This window comes from Pseudomonas sp. GL_090 (assembly GCF_057837765.1).
This window is the reverse complement of the sequence record NZ_CM174452.1, coordinates 5,891,945-5,910,342: the sequence shown is the minus strand read 5'-3', so window position 1 is coordinate 5,910,342 and position 18,398 is coordinate 5,891,945. Positions and strand designations below refer to the sequence as shown.

Here is an 18,398-nt window from a genome sequence, read left to right as displayed (position 1 = left end):
CGCGCTGCGGCGCTCCAGGGGTTTCGGGCTTTTTTCGGGCTGTCTTTATATCACCCGCCGGTCGGCTGCCCACTAACCGATTGGTCGGGTAACCCGTTTGCCTTGCGTTCTTCTCTCGCACTGCCCGGAGCATCTGTGCCATGAGTTCTGCCTCGCTAATAAAGACCCCACCCGAGAAGGTGACGGTCAACGGTTGGGTGTTCTACACCTCTACCGCGTTGATTCTGTTGTTGACCGCCATTCTGATCATCGCCCCGCAAGAGGCCGGCAGAATGCTGGGTACGGCGCAAGCCTGGTTGTCCCGCAGCTTCGGCTGGTACTACATGGTGGTGATTGCCGCCTATCTGATTTTTGTCGTCGGCCTGGCGTTTTCGTCCTACGGCAAACTGAAACTGGGCAGCAAGGACGACACCCCGGACTTCAGCTACGGCGCCTGGGCGGGAATGCTGTTCTCCTCGGGTATCGGCATCTCGCTGCTGTACTTCGGCGCGTCGGAGCCCCTGGACCATTACTTCAACCCGCCGGAAGGCGTGGCCGGCAGCAACCTTGCCGCCCGTCAGGCCGTTCAACTGACGTTCCTGCACTGGGGCTTGCATGGCTGGGCGATCTACGCGCTGGTAGGTTTGGCCGTGGCGTACTTTGCCTACCGGCATAACCAGCCGCTGGCGTTGCGTTCGGCGTTGTATCCGCTGGTGGGCGAGCGTTGGGTCAAGGGCGCGGCCGGACACGCGGTGGACGGCTTCGGCATGTTCGTGACCCTGCTGGGCCTGGTGACGAACCTGGGGATCGGTTCGCTGCAAGTGTCATCGGGGCTGGAAAACCTGTTCGGCATGGAACACAGCAACACCAACCTGCTGATCGTGATCATCGTGATGAGCACCGTGGCGACCATCGCTGCCGTGTCGGGCGTGGAAAACGGTATCCGCCGTCTGTCCAACCTCAACATCGTGCTGTTCAGCGGCCTGCTGATTTTCGTGCTGTTGTTCGGCCCGACCCTGCACCTGCTCAACGGCTTCGTGCAAAACGTCGGTGACTACCTGAACGGCGTGGTGCTCAAGACCTTCGATCTGTATGTGTACGAAGGCGACAGTGAGAAGTCCGACCGCTGGCTCGGCCTGTGGACCCTGTTCTACTGGGCCTGGTGGATTTCCTGGGCGCCATTCGTGGGCATGTTCATCGCGCGTATTTCCCGTGGTCGCACCGTGCGCGAACTGGTGGCCGGTGTGCTGCTGATTCCGCTGGGCTTCACCCTGGCGTGGCTGTCGATCTTCGGTAACTCGGCTTTGGACCTGGTGATGAACCATGGGGCGGTGGAGCTCGGAAAGACTGCGCTGGAACAGCCGTCCATGGCGATCTACCAGTTGCTTGAGCATTACCCGGCGTCGAAGGTTGTGATCGGCGTGTCGATCTTTGTCGGTTTCGTGCTGTTCCTGACCCCGGCGGACTCCGGCGCGGTGATGATGGCCAACCTTTCGTGCAAGGGCGGCAATGTCGATGAGGATGCGCCGCACTGGCTGCGGATTTTCTGGTCGGCGGTGATCACCCTGGTGACCATCGGCCTGCTGTTCGCCGGCAACTTCGAAGCCATGCAAACCATGGTAGTGCTGGCCGGTCTGCCGTTCTCGGTGGTGCTGGTGTTCTTCATGTTCGGCTTGCACAAGGCCATGCGCCAGGACGTGCAGATCGAACAGGAGCAAGCGGAGCTAGCAGCGCGCGGTCGCCGTGGTTTCAGCGAGCGTTTGACCCAACTGGACTTGCAACCGAGCCAGTCGGTGGTGCAGCGCTTCATGGACAAGCACGTGAGCCCGGCGCTGGAAGACGCGACGGCGCAAATGCGTGCTCAAGGCCTGCAAGTGCAGACACTGCTGGGCAAGTCCAAACGTTGCATGGGCGTACGGGTGGAGATGGAAGAGGGCAACCCTTTCGTCTACGAAGTGAGCCTGGATGGCTACCTGGCCACACCGACCGAGTCGGCGCAGTCCGATGAAGCACGTCAGCGTTTCTATCGCGCCGAGGTGTACCTGCACAACGGCAGCCAGGACTACGACTTGATGGGCTTCACCCAGGATCAGATCACCCGTGACGTGCTCGATCAGTTTGAAAGCCATCGGCAGCTCCTTGGCCGGGTTTACAGCTAAGGTGTGAGTGACGCGGTGTTTCAGTCAGAAGCTCCGCGTCGGCATCATCGCCAGCAGGCTGGCTCCCACATTGGATGCATTCCCCTGTGGGAGCCAGCCTGCTGGCGATGGGGCCTTCAACTTCAACACAGCAGCGCCCGCTGTCCCGATAAACAAAAACGCCGCGATTCTATCGCGGCGTTTTTGCATCTGTTGCCTTACCCCAGGTTCTTGCCGAGCAGTGCGTGATACAGCTCGCTGTCGCCAAGGATCCCCACCACCTTGTTGTTGTCGTGCAGCACCAGCTTGTTGCCGGTCTGATAACGAATCTGCAACGCGTCGCGCATGCCGATGCTGGAGTCCACCAGAGTCGGCTTGCGTTCCAGGCCTTCGACGGCTTGCCCAGGCATCCAGTTCTGCAGGTCCATGTTCGAGCCGTTCTTGCGTGCGCCTTTGATGGTGTTGCCTTCAGCCAGGTCCAGCCACGAATCGCCGCCCGGATCGAGACATACCGAACCGTTGATGCGTTTGCAGTTGTCCAGGCTGCGCATCAGGCTGCGGCCGCACAGCACGTTCAACGGGTTGGTGTGGGCTACGAAGGTCCGCACGTAATCGTCCGCAGGGTTGAGGACGATTTCTTCCGGTTTGCTGTACTGGATGATCCGGCCGTCCTTCATGATCGCGATACGGCTGCCGAGTTTCAGCGCTTCATCAAGGTCGTGGCTCACGAAGACGATGGTCTTGTGCAACTTGCGTTGCAGTTCCAGCAGCTCGTCTTGCAGGCCCTGGCGGATCAGCGGGTCGAGGGCCGAGAACGGTTCGTCCATCAGCAGAATGTCGGCGTCCATCGCCAGCGCACGGGCCAGGCCCACGCGTTGCTGCATGCCACCGGACAGCTCATCGGGTTTCTTGTTGCGCCACTGGGCCAGGCCCACCAGCTCAAGCTTTTCGTCCACCAGTTTGCGTCGTTCCTTTTCCGGACGACCCTGCATTTCCAGGCCAAAGCTGATGTTCTCGCGCACCGTCAGCCAAGGCATCAGGGCGAACTTCTGGAACACCATCGCGATGCGCTTGGTGCGCATCATTTTCAGTTCCGCCGGGGTACAGGAGGCAATGTCGATCTGCTTGCCTTCGTGTTCGACGAACAACTTGCCACGGCTGACGGTGTTGAGGCCGTTGATGCAGCGCAACAGGCTGGACTTGCCGGAACCGGACAGGCCCATCAGTACGCAGATCTCACCTTTTTCGATATCCAGGCTGGCCTTTTCGACCCCCACGATCTGCCCGGTCTTTTTCAGGATCTCGTTACGGGTCATGCCTTGATCCAGCAGCTTGAGCGCCTCGCGTGGATCCCTGGAGAAGATAACGTCAACGTTATCAAAGCGAATAATGCTCATGCATCACCCCCTACTTTGGCGTCGGGTTGTTTGCAGATACGGTCGAGCATGATCGCCAGCAGTACGATCGCCAGGCCTGCTTCGAAGCCCAAGGCGATATCAGCAGTGTTCAGTGCGTTGACCACCGGTTTGCCCAAGCCATCGGCACCCACCAGTGCCGCGATCACCACCATCGAAAGAGACAGCATGATGCACTGGGTGATGCCGGCCGCGATGCTTGGCATGGCGTGGGGCAGTTCGATCCTTGAGAGCAATTGGCGACGCGAGCAGCCGAAGGCCTTGCCGGCGTCCATCAATTCTTCCGGAACATCGCGGATACCCAGGTAGGTCAGGCGGATCGGCGCAGCGATGGCGAACACTACCGTGGAGATCAGGCCCGGAACCACACCCAGCCCGAAGAGGGTGAGGGTAGGAATGAGGTACACGAAGGTCGGTACGGTCTGCATCAGATCGAGTACCGGACGCATTAAAGTATAGAACATCGGCTTATGCGCGGCGACGATGCCCAGCGGCACGCCGATGACCACGCAGACCAGGGTGGCGAACAGCACCTGGGCGAGGGTTTCCATGGTTTCCTGCCAGTACCCCAGATTGAGGATCAGCAGAAAGGAGGCAACGACAAACGCGGTCAGGCCCCATTTGCGTTGAATGAAGTGTGCCAGTAGTGCGATCAGGCCGATCAATGCCAGCGGGTTGAACCAGGTCAGCGCAAACGTCACGCCGTGGATCATCGTTTCCAGTGTCACGGCGATGGCGTCGAAGGTGTTGGCGCCGTGTTGCGTCAACCATTCAACGAAGCCTGCGATGTACTGGCCTAGGGGTATTTTCTGATCAATCAGCATGGTAGTGAACGTCCGCATGCAAGGAAATAAACAGCCCGGGCAGGCGAACCTGCCCGGCATAAGCGATTACTGCAGTTTGGCTTTCACGGCCTCCAGGCCAGGTTTACCGTCAATGGTGGTCACGCCAGCGAGCCAGGTATCGAGCACCTGTGGATTCTTTTTCAGCCAGGCCTTGGCGGCCGCGTCAGGCTTCATCTTGTCGTCCAGGATGTTGCCCATCAGTTCACTTTCCATGTCGACGGTGAACTCCAGGTTCTTCAGCAACTGGCCGACGTTGCCGCACTCCTGCGCATAACCCTTGCGGGTGTTGGTCGCCACGGTGGCGGCACCGAAGTCCGGGCCGAAGAAGTCATCACCACCGGTCAGGTATTGAATCTTGAAGCGCTTGTTCATCGGGTGCGGCGCCCAGCCGAGGAACACCACGGCGGTGTCGCGTTTCTGCGCGCGGTCGACCTGCGACAGCATGCCGGCTTCGGAGGATTCGACGACTTTGAAACCGGCGGTCTTCAGGCCGAAGGCATCCTTGTCGATCATGCTCTGGATCAGACGATTGCCGTCGTTGCCAGGCTCGATGCCGTAGATCTTGCCGTCGAGCTCTTTCTTGAATTTGGCGATATCGGCGAAGTCATGCAGGCCCTTGTCGTACAGCGCCTGAGGGACGGCGAGGGTGTACTTGGCGCCCTTGAGGTTGGTGCGCACGGTTTCCACGGTGCCGGCATCGCGGTAGGCCTTGATGTCGTTTTCCATGGTCGGCATCCAGTTGCCCAGGAACACGTCCATGTTCTTGCCGTCGGCCAGGGACTTGTAGGTCACGGGCACGGAAATCATGGTGGTCTTGGTCTTGTAGCCGAGGGCGTTGAGCACAACGCTGGTGGTCGCGGTAGTCGCGGTGATGTCGGTCCAGCCGACATCGGAGAAGTTTACGGTACTGCATTGCGCCGGTTCTGCGGCTTGCGCCAGAACCGGCAGACTAAGCATGGCGGCCAACAACAACGACGGGGAACCTTTCATGGATGGACTCCTTGGTGTTTTTTTTGGCAGTGTTCCGACTGGACCACCGCACTTATAGGTTGCGGTTGGATGGCGTTCTGGAGACAGCTCTACCACGTCGCCTTGCAATCGAGTCGATATGATCATGTACCAGTGAAAATCTGACGCCTACAGGGTGCGTCGTATCCAGTACAGGGATGGTCGCATCCAGTGTCGGTGACGTCGTTTACAGATTTTTTCAGCCCGATTTCCCCCTCTGAACCGCAAAAAAACGGTGAAAACACAGCGTAAAAGACACGCGGCGCTGGTGGGCATGAGTGCGTCGGTTAGAGACGTCGAACAACTGGATAAAAGCTTGATGATGCGGTCATCTCGGCGGATTGCAGCTTGAGCGTAGCAGCTCCGTCATCGTGCGCTTTTGCGTGCGCAGTGAGCCTATCCAGGAGTTCGGCAGTAATGGCTATCAGTGTTTTCGACCTGTTCAAAATCGGCATCGGCCCTTCCAGTTCACACACCGTGGGTCCCATGCGGGCGGCGGCGTTGTTTGTGCAGGGCCTGCGCGAGCGGGGGTTGCTTGAGCAGGTGCGGCGTGTCGAAGTCCAGTTGTTCGGTTCATTGTCGGCCACCGGCATCGGCCACGGCAGCGACAATGCCGTGATCATGGGCCTGATGGGCGAGTGGCCGGATGCGATCGATCCGTCGCAAATCGGCATTCGCATCGCCACCCTGCGCGAGACCGATACGCTGCTGCTCGACAGTCGCTTGCCAGTGCCCTTCATCTGGGCCCGGGACATGCGCCTGATCGACGAGAACCTGCCATTCCACCCCAACGCCATGACTCTTATTGTCGAAGGCGATGACGGCGAGTTGTATCGCGACACCTACTATTCGGTCGGCGGCGGTTTTGTCGTCGATGAGGCTCAGGCCTCCAGCGGTGTCGTCGACCTCGACCGCACCGTGTTGCCATATGACTTTTCCAGCGCTGCCGAGCTGCTGGAGCTGTGTAAAAAACACAAGCTGCGTGTAGCTGAATTAATGATGGCCAACGAGAGGGTGTGGCGCAGCGAGGACGAAATCCGCAGCGGCCTGATGAAGCTCTGGCGCGCCATGCAGGATTGCGTCGAACAAGGCCTGAAGCACGAAGGCATCCTGCCCGGCGGGCTGAACGTGCGCCGTCGCGCGGCCAAGCTGCATCGCAGCCTGCAGGAACTGAACAAACCCAATGTGATCGGCTCGACCTTGAGCGCCATGGAATGGGTCAACCTGTTCGCCCTGGCGGTCAACGAAGAAAACGCCGCTGGCGGACGCATGGTCACGGCACCGACCAACGGTGCGGCGGGGATCATTCCGGCGGTGCTGCACTACTTCATGAAATTCAGCGAAGCCGTGACCGACGCCAATGTCGTCGACTACTTCCTCGGCGCGGCGGCGGTGGGAATCCTGTGCAAGAAGAACGCATCGATCTCCGGTGCCGAAGTCGGCTGCCAGGGCGAAGTCGGTTCGGCCTGTGCCATGGCGGCCGCCGGGTTGGCGGAAATCCTTGGCGCCACGCCAGAGCAATTGTGCAACGCGGCGGAGATCGGTCTGGAACACAACCTCGGCCTGACCTGCGACCCGGTGGGTGGGCTGGTCCAGGTGCCGTGCATCGAGCGCAACGCAATCGCCGCAGTGAAGGCGATCAATGCCGCGCAAATGGCATTGCGCGGTGATGGCCAGCATTTCATTTCGCTGGATCGGGTGATCCGCACCATGCGCGATACTGGTGCCGATATGCATGACAAATATAAGGAGACATCGCGGGGTGGGTTGGCGGTTAGCGCAGTGGAGTGCTGAGACCGCATCGCCCCTATCGCCAGCAGGCTGGCTCCCACAGTAGATTTGTATCGACCACAAAACCTGTGGGAGCCAGCCTGCTGGCGATAGGGGCAGACCAGTCAAAACTGCGCGCTAAGTGAACACCCGGTTTAAAACGCGCCACCTTTTGGCGCGTCGCTCACAGATAAATCGTCTTGCCACTGATCAAGGGCCAACCGGCCTTCGACCGCCTGTCACCCGTGCCTGCGGTGACACTCCCTTCCATCGCGGCGCAACGCCGTTCCCACAAGTGCTACCGAATTGCTCACAGCTTGTGGGGCGGGGCGCTTGCCAGCCCTGATGGCCATTTAAATCCCCCTGCCTTGCAAGACATATGTAGACACATTCCGACGTCGTTTTTAGGAGTTATTGAACGCGCATTCAAATTTAGGCATGGCAATTGCTCTGTCATTACAAAGCCCGTCTCCCACGCGAGAACGATGGCAATAAAAAGAGCCTCCGCCTGAGGCCATCACCCGCTTTGTGTGAGGAGATACCGCGATGACGACGTTCAACTCCGGGGCCCAACCCCAGAACCGTGCGCCTCAATCCATCGGCTTTCTGCTGCTGGACAATTTCACGCTGATTTCTCTGGCCTCCGCAGTGGAACCCCTGCGCATGGCCAACCAGTTGTCCGGTCGCGAGCTGTATCGCTGGACCACCCTCACCGTCGATGGCGGCCAGGTCTGGGCCAGTGACGGCCTGCAGATCACCCCCGACGCCTCCATGCACAAAGCCCCGCCAATGGACACGGTCATTGTGTGCGGCGGTATCGGCATCCAGCGCACTGTTACCCGCGAACACGTGTCATGGCTGCAAAGCCAGGCTCGCCAGTCCCGCCGTCTCGGTGCGGTGTGCACCGGCAGCTGGGCCCTGGCCTGCGCCGGCCTGCTCGACGGTTTTGATTGCAGCGTGCACTGGGAATGCCTGGCGGCGATGCAGGAAGCTTTCCCGCGTGTAGCGATGAGTACTCGCCTGTTCACCCTCGACCGTAACCGTTTCACCAGCTCCGGCGGCACCGCGCCGCTGGACATGATGCTGCACTTGATCAGTCGCGATCACGGTCGTGAGCTGTCGGCGGCCATTTCGGAGATGTTCGTCTACGAGCGCATCCGCAACGAGCAGGATCATCAGCGTGTGCCGCTCAAGCACATGCTCGGCACCAACCAGCCGAAGTTGCAGGAAATCGTTGCGCTGATGGAAGCCAACCTCGAAGAGCCGATCGACCTGGACGAACTGGCGGTGTATGTCGCGGTGTCCCGTCGCCAGCTGGAGCGGCTGTTCCAGAAATACCTGCACTGCTCGCCGTCGCGTTACTACCTCAAGCTGCGCCTGATCCGTGCGCGCCAGCTGCTCAAGCAAACGCCGATGTCGATCATCGAAGTGGCATCGGTCTGTGGTTTCGTGTCCACGCCGCACTTCTCCAAGTGCTACCGCGAATACTTCGGCATTCCTCCACGTGACGAGCGCGTAGGGTCCAACACCACCCAGCAAGTGGCGATGATGCCGCTGCCACAAGCACTGGTGCTGTCGCCGTTGTCCGGGCCGTTGTCGGCGCTGAGCCAGGCGCGCAATGAGTCGACGTTTGCCAGTGTAAGGCTCTAGACCAGGTCGACTTCATTCGCGAGCAGGCTCGCTCCCACATTTGATCTGTGTTGTTCACAGAACCAATGTGGGAGCGGCGGTGCGGCGATCCGACTTGCTCGCGAAGGCGTTTTATCGGGCGGTGTGGCTTTGCTGGTACTCCGACAACGCCGGCAGCAGTTGTTTGTCGATGGCCTGGCGCACTGCCGGCAGGATCGTCGCGCTGCTGGTGTACATTTCCTTGACCATCTTGCGAAGCTCATACGCCCGAGCATCGTCCAGGCCCCTTACCACGCATTCGCAAGCCTGCTCGGCGGTGGCTCCGTTGGGCACGTTGAAGCCCAACGACTTGAGCTGGCCCAACAGGTCTTCCTGGTCTATCAAATCGGCGTGCATCATGACGCAATCCTTCTTCAGGGAACGGTGTCGTGGTTCGATTCTGGTAGGGGTACCGGGTGTCGGCAAGGACGAATTGTCGCAATGGCTCAATTGGTTATGAACATGTCGTTTTCGGCTAACCTGGCGCGCGGGGGAGTGGGCACACTGGACTCAGCTCGCTTCACGAAGGTTTGGTCACCCTCGCACGGCAGCTCCTCAACAGTACCCTCTGCCTCGATCCTGTCACGGCTTGATCGGGGTTTTTTTTGTCTGTGATTCAGGGAGATATGCGGTGTCTGTCCGGGTGCCATCGCGAGCAGGCTCACTCCCACATTCAACCGCGTTCCCATGAGAGAACCCGGTCAACTGTGGGAGCGAGCCTGCTCGCGATGAACGATGACGCGGTCTAGCGTTGTAAAACCAGAATCCGCGACAACAACTCATCCCGGTCCACATAGCAGCCCTGGAAGTGCCGCGCCCCGGTGGCGGGGTCGAAGGCGTTGCGGGCATGCAGGGTGCGACGGTTGTCGAAGCACCAGAGCTCGCCGGGATTGAGCCGCTGCATCAGCCTGAATCGAGGTTCGCGGGTCATTGCGATAAAGCGCCGATAGGCGTGGTAGAGCTTGGGCATCTGCTCCACCGAGGCATCGAACGGCCCGCGCAGAAAGTTCGCCATGCGGATTTCCGACACCTGCCCCAACGCATCCAGGGCGATGATCGGCGCGAGGCAGCGGTAGTCGCTGTGACGGTCCTTGTTGCGAAATTCCACGGGGATTTCGCAGAGGCTTTTGAAGGATCCGGGATCTTCCCGGCGCAAGGCGTCGGCAATGGCAAAACCGTCGACAAAAATGCTCTCGCCACCCTCGGCGTCATTGACCAGGCAATGCAGGAATTGCAGCCCCGGTTGCAGCTCCCGGGTCGGCAAATCGCTGTGCAGTGGCAGGTTGAAGGCGGTGTAGGCGTTGCTGTCGGCGTCGGCCTTGGATTGCACATTGAACAGCACGCCGAAATTGCTCTCGCGGATGAAGGAAATGCGTTGGGCGATCAGCTTCAGAGAACCGGGTTCGGTGGGCACGCCTCGGACCTGGGTCAATCCGACATCCCGCACCGCCAACAGCCATTGCAACAGAGCGTCGTTATCCGTCATCAGTGCTTGATATTCGAACACCGGCAACCGCAAATCGCTGTGCCAGAGCCTGGCTTTTGGCTTGCGTGCCTGGCGCTCGGCGCGGGATTCCTCGTCATAGGCGTGGGCGCGCAGCCAGCCGGGGTCGAAGCGGCTGCTGTGGCCGTCCCGCCAATCCACCGACAGGCAACCATCGGTGTCGATGTGCACTTGTTCGGGTATCAGATCTTGAGCCACATCGACGATTTCCAGCACTTGCTCGCGGGTCACGGTGTAGACGCACTGCGGGCACGGGCAGTTATCCCGCAGCCATTGATGGTGGAAAGGGCTGACGCGATCGTCGGCCCACTTCACCAGAATACGGTCCGCCAGGGTCTGCACGCCAGTCAGCGCGCTGATCAACGGATAGGTACGAAAGTCGGCAAATGCTGCGGCGGTATTCATGGCGATCTCCTTGTTATTTTTTTGGGGGTAATGCGATCACTCGGCCAACGTAATCGGGCGCAGGCAGGTCCTCCTGTTCGGCGACGATGGCTTGCAGCCGGCTCAAGGATTGTTCGCTGAACGGCGCCGAACGCGGCCCGGCGAGATCCACGTGCAGCAGCATCTGTTCATTGCCTGCAAGTTCCTGGGCATCACCGACCAGATGCAGGCTGTGATAGAGGTGCACGCGCTTGCTGTCGTGGGCGATGATTTGGGTGTGCACTTCGACCTTGGCGTCGAGCTTCACTTCGTGCAGGTAGTTCAGGTGCAGTTCGAGGGTGAACAGCGAGTTGCCGCTGGCCTCGCGGCTGTTGCTGTCCAGGCCCAGGCGATCCATCAGGGCGTCGGTGGCGTAGCTGAAGATCAGCAGATAGAAGGCGTCGCGCAGGTGGCCGTTGTAGTCGACCCAGTCGGGGATGATGGTGGTTTGGTAGGTGGTGAGGGTGGGCATGATGGCTGATCCAGAACAGATTATGATTGGAGTGCCGTCATCGCCAGCAGGCTGGCTCCCACATTGGAATGCATTCCCCTGTGGGAGCCAGCCTGCTGGCGATGGGGCCAGTCCAGATTGTCGATTACTCGCTGAAAGCCATCCCATGCTTCTCTTTGGTGGTCTTCACCGCCTCCAGCACCGCCAGCAGGCAGTCATCACGATAGCGCTCCAGCGCCGAAATGCTGTGTTTACCCAGTTGATCGCTGGTGCCATCGACCACGTCGTCGATCAGTTTGTCGGTCAACTCCGGTGCCGGCAGGTAGGTCCACGGCAACTGCAACGCCGGGCCGAACTGCGCCATGAAGTGGCGCATGCCGGCATCGCCGCCGGCCAGGGTGTAGGTCAGGAAGGTGCCCATGAACGACCAGCGCAAGCCCGCGCCGAAGCGGATGGCATCGTCGATTTCGCCGGTGGTCGCCACGCCGTCGTTGACCAGGTGCAGGGCCTCACGCCACAGCGCTTCGAGCAGGCGGTCGGCGATGAAACCCGGTACTTCCTTGCGCACGTGCAGCGGGCGCATGCCCAGGGATTCATAGACCCTCATGGCCGCTTGCACCGCTTCAGGGGCGGTGTTTTTGCCGCCGACCACTTCCACCAAGGGCAGCAGGTAAACCGGGTTGAACGGGTGACCGACCACGCAGCGTTCAGGATGCGTGGCGCTCTCGTAGAACTCGCTTGGCAACAGGCCAGAGGTGCTGGAGCCGATCAACGCATTGGGCTTGGCCGCCGCGCTGATTTTGCTGTGCAGGTCCAGTTTCAGCTCCAGTCGTTCCGGGGCGCTCTCCTGGATGAAATCGGCATCGCGCACGCACTCTTCGATGGTCGCGACAAAGCGCAGGCGATCTTGCGATGCACCCGGCGCCAGGCCTTGTTTCTCCAGCGCGCCCCAGGCATTGGCGACGCGTTTGCGCAAGGCGGCTTCAGCGCCGGGGGCCGGGTCCCAGGCCACTACATCCAGGCCATGGGCGAGGGCGCGGGACACCCAACCGCTGCCGATGACACCGCTGCCTAACGCTGCGAAGGTTTTGATTTCGGTGATAAAGCTCATGGTCGATTCCTGAATTTGGCTCGGAAAAAACTGTGGGAGCGAGCCTGCTCGCGATGGCGTCGGTACATCCGATGCATCAATTGAGGCAGGTAAACCGCTATCGCGAGCAGGCTCGCTCCCACAGGGGGAAAGTGGGTAGGGTCAACCGCGCTTGGTCAGGCCCATTTTTGCCCGGCCTTCAGCCGGGGTCAGGACGCGGGCGCCAAGGCGGCTGAGGATTTCGCTGGCGCGCTCGACCAGTTGGCCGTTGGTCGCCAGCACGCCCTTGTCCAGCCACAGATTGTCTTCCAGGCCGACCCGTACGTTGCCGCCGAGCAACACCGCTTGCGCCGCCATCGGCATCTGCATCCGGCCGATACCGAAGCCAGCCCAGACCGCATCGGCCGGCAGGTTGTCGACCATGGCTTTCATGGTGGTGGTGTCCGCCGGTGCGCCCCAAGGGATACCCAGGCACAGCTGGAACAACGGGTTGTCGAGCAGGCCTTCCTTGATCATCTGCTTGGCGAACCACAGGTGACCGGTGTCGAAGATTTCCAGCTCGGCTTTCACACCCAGCTCTTGAATGCGTTTGGCGCCGGCACGCAACTGGGCCGGGGTGGAGACGTAGATGGTGTCGCCGTCGCCGAAGTTCAGGGTGCCGCAGTCGAGGGTGCAGATTTCCGGCAGCAGTTCTTCGACGTGGGCCAGGCGGGTCAACGGGCCGACCAGATCGGTGTTCGGGCCGAATTCCATCGGATTCTCGCCGGCACCGATTTCCAGGTCGCCGCCCATGCCGGCGGTGAGGTTGACGATGATGTCCACGTCCGCCTCGCGGATGCGCTCCATCACTTCGCGGTACAGCGCCACGTCACGGCTGAACTTGCCGGTTTGCGGGTCACGCACATGGCAGTGAACCACGGTGGCGCCGGCCTTGGCGGCTTCTATGGCGGCAGCGGCGATCTGTTTCGGGGTGACCGGCACGTGTGGGCTCTTGGCGGTCGTGTCGCCAGCACCGGTGAGTGCGCAGGTGATGATGACGTCGTGGTTCATGAGGCGATTCCTTACAGGCGAGTTTTTGGCTTTGGCCAGGCGTGGTGGTCCCGTCCGCAGCCCGTTGGGGCTGCGAGTCGGTGGTTCAATCGTGTTTATTTAGTGGTCAGTTGCAGGTTTTCAGCGGCCGGTTTGCCGTCGAAGGTGGTGACACCTTCAAGCCAGCGTTTTTTGTCCAGCGGGTGATCCTTGAGCCATTGTTTGGCCGACTCGAAAGCGTCCTTGTGATCCAGCAGTGGCTGCATCATCCGGCTCTCGTCTTCGGCGGTGAACGTCAGGTTGCTCAGCAGGCGACCGATGTTCGGGCATTGTTCGGTGTATGTCGGTGCTGTGACGGTCCACACGGTGGCCTTGCCTTCGTTCGGGCCGAGAGCGTCGTCGCTGCCGGTGAGGTAGGTCATCTTGACGTTGACGTTCATCGGGTGCGGCGCCCAGCCGAAGAACACCACAGCTTCGTTGCGACGTACGGCGCGATCCACGGCGGCGAGCATGCCTGCTTCGCTGGATTCGACCAGCTGGAACTTGCCGAGGCCGAACTGGTTCTTGGAGATCATCGCCTTGATCTGGGTGTTGGCGCCCGAGCCAGGTTCGATGCCGTAGATCTTGCCGCCCAGTTCCTTTTCGAATTTGGCGATGTCAGCGAAGGTTTTCAGGCCCTTGTCGGCGAGGTAGGTCGGCACGGCGAGAGTCGCGCGGGCATCCTGCAGGCTCGGCGCTTCAAGCACCTTGACTTGTTTGGCGTCGACGAACGGGGTGATGGTCTGGGTCATCAGCGGGTTCCAGTAACCGAGGAACAGGTCCAGACGCTGGTCGCGGATCCCGGCGAAGATGATTTGCTGGGAGGCGCTGGTTTGTTTGGTGCTGTAGCCGAGGCCATCGAGCAATACCTGGGTCATGGCACTGGTGGCGATCACGTCGGTCCAGTTCACTACACCCATGCGCACGTTCTGACACGCGGCGGGTTCGGCGGCCATGACACTGGCGCTCAGCAAAGCGGTACCACTGAGTGCAAGAACACAGCTGCTGATCAGTCGTTTCATCTCAGGTTCCTCGGCAGTTCGTTTATTGTGAGTTCCGGTGTCTGATGCGCCGGTGATGCCAAGTTACGCAGCAAAGCACCGATGAAAACGCACTGCGGCGACCAGCTCTTGCACTGCAGCGACCTGCGCTCTTGAATGCCGCTCGCAAGTGGCGTATCAACATCCCTAGGCTGCCCGCCCTCTCGTTACCTGGCCTCCTGTTACCTGCTAAGCGAGTGCGCTCCATGTCCCAGGATTTCTACTTCTTGTTGATGCCGGGTTTCTCGGCCATTGGATTTATCTCGGCCATCGAGCCGTTGCGGGTCGCCAATCGCTTTCGTGGCGAACTCTATCGCTGGCATGTGCTGAGCGCGGATGGCGGGGCGGTGTTGGCCAGCAACGGCATGTCGGTCAACGCCGATGCGGCGCTGGAACCGTTGAAGAAAGGTGCGACACTGCTGGTGGTCGCAGGGTTCGAACCCCTGAAGTTCACCACGCCGGCGCTGGAACACTGGCTGCGCCGCCTGGACAATGAAGGCGTGACCCTCGGTGCCATCGACACCGGCAGCTTCATCCTCGCAGAAGCCGGCCTGCTCGATGGCCATCGCCTGACCCTGCACTGGGAAGCCATCGATGCCTTCAAGGAATCTTATCCACAGCTCAGCGTCACCCAGGAACTGTTCGAGATTGATCGCCGGCGCATTACTTCCGCCGGCGGTACCGCTTCCATTGATCTGATGCTGGATCTGATCGCCCAGGCTCACGGCCCGGAACTGGCGATCCAGGTCAGCGAACAATTCGTACTCGGCCGCATCCGCCCGCGTAAAGACCACCAGCGCATGGAAGTCGCCACGCGTTATGGCCTCAGCAACAAGAAACTGGTGCATGTGATCGGTGAGATGGAGCAACACAGCGAACCGCCGCTTAGCACGCTGGAACTGGCGGAATCGATCAAGGTGACGCGGCGCCAGCTGGAGCGCCTGTTTCGCCTGCACCTGAACGACACACCGAGCAATTTCTATCTTCGATTGAGGCTGGAAAAGGCCCGGCAGTTGCTGCGGCAGACCGACATGAGCGTGTTGGAGGTCAGTATTGCCTGCGGGTTTGAATCGCCGTCGTACTTCACCCGCAGTTATCGGGCGAAGTATGAGCGGTGCCCGCGGGAGGATCGGCGTACCGCCAAGGCATGAATACTTGATACCCCCTGTGGGAGCCAGCCTGCTGGCGATAGCGGTATGTCAGACACATGAATATCGACTGATGCACCGCCATCGCCAGCAGGCTGGCTCCCACAGTTAGTTTGTTCTGTCAGGAAGACCTGTTACTTCTTCAAAAGCGCCGAACACGCCGCCTTGTACGCCTCATGCTGGTACTTGTTCAGCGTTCCCGGCAATTCGAAGTTGTGCTTCTTGGCCTGGGCATTGATGGTCTGCGGCGACAACAGCATCACCTCGCAATTCTCCAGCAACTGGAAAACCCCCTCGATCTTGAACGTGGTCGGCCCCCCGGCGAACTCGCCTTTCTTGCTGCGCTTCTTGATCGCAATGCGGTCTATCGAGTTCTCGCGAACAAAGGACGCAACCTGAGCGGCGAACAGTTTGACGTTGGCGGCTTCGTCGTCATCGTCCAGGGCGATTTTCTTGGTGGCGAGTGCGACATGGCCCAGCGCCTGACCGTCCAGCGTGGCCACGGCGATGATCGCTTCGCTGCCTTTGATTTCGATGCCGCAGATTTTCATGTTCAATCCCATTAGTGACAGAGGGTGTGCAGCTTACAGCTCAAGCTGGCTGGGGAACGGATCACTCCTGCCCAATCGACTCCAAAAACTCCGATCGCTCATCACTCATCCGCGCCACACAATCGTTCTGGGCAATGGTGAATGCCTTGCTGCCGGCCGTGGCCGGAAAGGCTTCTACGGCGCAATCGGCATCGCGGGTTTTGAGCCATTGGGCCTGGGCGGCCTTGATTTTTGCGGTGACGTCGGTCAGTTGCGACGGGTTCTTGCCGTAGAGCGACTGCATGCGGTCGTTCAGGCTTTTGAGGTTTTCGCTCAACAGGTCTTCGGCGGAGGTTTTGCTGAAGGCCGAGCATTCCAGGGTCTGGATGTCGTTTTCGACTTTGTCGCACGGGTTGTCGTCGGACACCTGCGCTGCGTGTACGCCGGTCGCAATCATTGCCATTGCCAGAATGATCGATTTCATTATCGTCGCCGCTCTTGTCCAGTGAAGCATCCAGTGATGCGGCGAATTCTGGCCCAAGCCGAGGGCCTTGAACAGGTCGCAGATTGTGCCTGGCGACGACCCTTTGTCGCGGATTGACGCTTTCGGCAAACCCCCTGTCGTTTTTGCACCCGGCTGCCCCTGCACCGAGGCATATGCTGGCCCCAAAGCGCCGGCAGACGATTCGGCGCATGAATCGCTAATAGGGGACAGCCTGATGAGCCCAGCCGAATTGCACGCCGACAGCATCGTTATCGACGGGCTGATTATCGCCAAGTGGAACCGTGAACTGTTCGAAGACATGCGCAAGGGCGGTTTGACCGCGGCCAACTGCACCGTGTCGGTGTGGGAGGGCTTTCAGGCCACCGTCAACAACATCGCCGCGAGCCAGAAGCTGATCCGCGAGAACAGCGACCTGGTGATTCCGGTCCGCACCACCGCCGACATCCGCAAGGCCAAGGAGCAGGGCAAGACCGGCATCCTTTTCGGCTTCCAGAATGCCCACGCCTTTGAAGACCAGATTGGCTATGTCGAGGTGTTCAAGCAACTGGGCGTCGGTATCGTGCAGATGTGCTACAACACCCAGAACCTGGTGGGCACCGGTTGCTACGAGCGTGACGGCGGCCTGTCGGGTTTCGGTCGCGAAATCGTCGCCGAGATGAACCGGGTTGGCGTGATGTGCGACCTGTCCCACGTCGGTTCCAAGACCTCCGAAGAAGTCATCCTCGAATCGAAGAAGCCGGTCTGCTACTCCCACTGCCTGCCGTCGGGGCTCAAGGAGCACCCGCGCAACAAGTCCGATGAAGAACTCAAGTTCATTGCCGACCATGGCGGCTTTGTCGGCGTGACCATGTTCGCGCCGTTCCTGGCCAAGGGCATCGACTCGACCATCGACGACTATGCCGAAGCCATCGAGTACGTGATGAACATCGTCGGCGAAGACGCTATCGGCATCGGTACCGACTTCACCCAGGGCCACGGCCAGGACTTCTTTGAATACCTGACCCACGACAAAGGCTACGCCCGCCGTCTGACCAGCTTCGGCAAGATCATCAACCCGCTGGGTATCCGCACCGTGGGCGAGTTCCCGAACCTGACCGAGACCCTGCTCAAGCGCGGCCACTCCGAGCGCGTGGTGCGCAAGATCATGGGCGAGAACTGGGTCAACGTTCTCAAGGACGTTTGGGGCGAGTAAGCCACAGCACCTCTGAATCCTTTCCCGCTGCCATCCGAGCAGCGGGCAACACAACGAATTTTCTGGAGTCAAGTTTCCATGGCCAAGATCGCCCCGCAATTGCCAATCGAAGTCGACAGCGAAACCGGTGTCTGGACCTCCGACGCCCTGCCGATGCTGTACGTGCCGCGCCATTTCTTCGTCAACAACCACATGGGCATCGAGGAAGTGCTGGGCGCCGAAGCCTACGCCGAAATCCTCTACAAGGCCGGCTACAAGTCCGCCTGGCACTGGTGTGAAAAAGAAGCCGAATGCCACGGCCTGGAAGGCGTCGCGGTGTTCGAGCACTACATGAAGCGCCTGTCGCAGCGCGGTTGGGGTCTGTTCAAGATCCAGGACATCGACCTCGACAAAGGCACCGCCAGTGTCAAGCTCGAACACTCGGCATTTGTCTACGTGTACGGCAAGGTCGGGCGTAAGGTCGACTATATGTTCACTGGCTGGTTTGCAGGGGCCATGGACCAGATCCTCGCCGCTCGCGGCAGCAAGATCCGCACCGTGGCCGAACAAGTCTACGGTGGCTCCGAAGAGGGCCACGAAGACGGCTTGTTCACCGTCAAGCCGTTGTAAGTCGAGGAACCCGCC

The 18,398-nt window shown here is 60.2% G+C and carries 17 protein-coding genes; 6 read left to right on the top strand and 11 right to left on the bottom strand.

Annotation, left to right across the window (positions count from 1 at the left end; genetic code table 11):
- Positions 1-197 precede the first annotated feature (197 nt).
- The gene (locus AC3ITA_RS26750; RefSeq protein ID WP_224789981.1) at positions 198-2,138 is read left to right on the top strand and encodes a BCCT family transporter; all 1,941 of its coding nucleotides are present in this window, start codon (positions 198-200) and stop codon (positions 2,136-2,138) included.
- Between the two features lie 197 nt (positions 2,139-2,335).
- Here the strand turns inward: AC3ITA_RS26750 and choV are convergent, their stop codons facing one another.
- The 3 genes from choV to AC3ITA_RS26735 form a co-directional block, all read right to left on the bottom strand.
- Positions 2,336-3,514, bottom strand: coding sequence for a choline ABC transporter ATP-binding protein (choV, locus tag AC3ITA_RS26745; protein ID WP_095944878.1), 1,179 nt, complete (start codon positions 3,512-3,514; stop codon positions 2,336-2,338).
- The gene (gene choW, locus AC3ITA_RS26740; RefSeq protein WP_095944879.1) at positions 3,511-4,356 is read right to left on the bottom strand and encodes a choline ABC transporter permease subunit; all 846 of its coding nucleotides are present in this window, start codon (positions 4,354-4,356) and stop codon (positions 3,511-3,513) included. Before choW ends, choV begins: the two co-directional genes overlap by 4 nt.
- Before the next feature lie 66 nt (positions 4,357-4,422).
- Entirely contained in the window at positions 4,423-5,367 is a 945-nt protein-coding gene (locus AC3ITA_RS26735; RefSeq protein WP_095944880.1) for a choline ABC transporter substrate-binding protein, read from the bottom strand.
- A 435-nt stretch (positions 5,368-5,802) separates the two neighbouring features.
- Here AC3ITA_RS26735 and AC3ITA_RS26730 point away from each other — a divergent pair, with 435 nt between their 5' ends.
- Both AC3ITA_RS26730 and gbdR read left to right on the top strand, forming a co-directional pair.
- Positions 5,803-7,179, top strand: coding sequence for an L-serine ammonia-lyase (locus tag AC3ITA_RS26730; RefSeq protein WP_489278824.1), 1,377 nt, complete (start codon positions 5,803-5,805; stop codon positions 7,177-7,179).
- Positions 7,180-7,701: 522 nt separating this feature from the next.
- Positions 7,702-8,805: a choline metabolism transcriptional regulator GbdR gene (gbdR, locus tag AC3ITA_RS26725; protein ID WP_007975492.1), complete on the top strand. Its 1,104-nt coding sequence runs from the start codon at positions 7,702-7,704 to the stop codon at positions 8,803-8,805.
- A gap of 111 nt (positions 8,806-8,916) precedes the next feature.
- Here the strand turns inward: gbdR and AC3ITA_RS26720 are convergent, their stop codons facing one another.
- The 6 genes from AC3ITA_RS26720 to AC3ITA_RS26695 form a co-directional block, all read right to left on the bottom strand.
- Complete coding sequence (locus tag AC3ITA_RS26720; protein WP_095944882.1) at positions 8,917-9,183, bottom strand: hypothetical protein; 267 nt, start codon at positions 9,181-9,183, stop codon at positions 8,917-8,919.
- A gap of 385 nt (positions 9,184-9,568) precedes the next feature.
- The gene (locus AC3ITA_RS26715; protein ID WP_150672048.1) at positions 9,569-10,732 is read right to left on the bottom strand and encodes a gamma-butyrobetaine dioxygenase; all 1,164 of its coding nucleotides are present in this window, start codon (positions 10,730-10,732) and stop codon (positions 9,569-9,571) included.
- A 13-nt stretch (positions 10,733-10,745) separates the two neighbouring features.
- The gene (locus AC3ITA_RS26710) at positions 10,746-11,222 is read right to left on the bottom strand and encodes a thioesterase family protein (protein ID WP_150672047.1); all 477 of its coding nucleotides are present in this window, start codon (positions 11,220-11,222) and stop codon (positions 10,746-10,748) included.
- A 124-nt stretch (positions 11,223-11,346) separates the two neighbouring features.
- Positions 11,347-12,312 carry an L-carnitine dehydrogenase gene (locus AC3ITA_RS26705; protein ID WP_095944885.1) on the bottom strand — a complete coding sequence of 322 codons (966 nt, stop codon included), beginning with the start codon at positions 12,310-12,312 and terminating at the stop codon, positions 11,347-11,349.
- 141 nt (positions 12,313-12,453) lie between these two features.
- Positions 12,454-13,341: a 3-dehydrocarnitine:acetyl-CoA trimethylamine transferase CdhC gene (gene cdhC / locus AC3ITA_RS26700; protein WP_414929540.1), complete on the bottom strand. Its 888-nt coding sequence runs from the start codon at positions 13,339-13,341 to the stop codon at positions 12,454-12,456.
- Positions 13,342-13,436: 95 nt separating this feature from the next.
- Positions 13,437-14,381, bottom strand: coding sequence for a choline ABC transporter substrate-binding protein (locus AC3ITA_RS26695; protein WP_095944886.1), 945 nt, complete (start codon positions 14,379-14,381; stop codon positions 13,437-13,439).
- Between the two features lie 224 nt (positions 14,382-14,605).
- Between AC3ITA_RS26695 and AC3ITA_RS26690 the strand changes: the two genes are divergently transcribed.
- Positions 14,606-15,550 carry a GlxA family transcriptional regulator gene (locus AC3ITA_RS26690; RefSeq protein WP_095944887.1) on the top strand — a complete coding sequence of 315 codons (945 nt, stop codon included), beginning with the start codon at positions 14,606-14,608 and terminating at the stop codon, positions 15,548-15,550.
- Positions 15,551-15,681: 131 nt separating this feature from the next.
- Here AC3ITA_RS26690 and AC3ITA_RS26685 read toward each other — a convergent pair whose 3' ends face one another.
- Both AC3ITA_RS26685 and AC3ITA_RS26680 read right to left on the bottom strand, forming a co-directional pair.
- Positions 15,682-16,098 carry a DUF3010 family protein gene (locus AC3ITA_RS26685; RefSeq protein ID WP_095944925.1) on the bottom strand — a complete coding sequence of 139 codons (417 nt, stop codon included), beginning with the start codon at positions 16,096-16,098 and terminating at the stop codon, positions 15,682-15,684.
- A gap of 61 nt (positions 16,099-16,159) precedes the next feature.
- Positions 16,160-16,561, bottom strand: a complete 402-nt coding sequence (locus AC3ITA_RS26680) for a lysozyme inhibitor LprI family protein (RefSeq protein WP_095944888.1) — start codon at positions 16,559-16,561, stop codon at positions 16,160-16,162.
- Between the two features lie 235 nt (positions 16,562-16,796).
- Here AC3ITA_RS26680 and AC3ITA_RS26675 point away from each other — a divergent pair, with 235 nt between their 5' ends.
- Positions 16,797-17,774 (top strand): dipeptidase, encoded by a 978-nt coding sequence (locus AC3ITA_RS26675; protein WP_032829497.1) that lies wholly within the window; start codon positions 16,797-16,799, stop codon positions 17,772-17,774.
- Between the two features lie 78 nt (positions 17,775-17,852).
- Positions 17,853-18,383, top strand: coding sequence for a DUF5943 domain-containing protein (locus AC3ITA_RS26670; protein WP_008048169.1), 531 nt, complete (start codon positions 17,853-17,855; stop codon positions 18,381-18,383).
- Positions 18,384-18,398 lie beyond the last annotated feature (15 nt).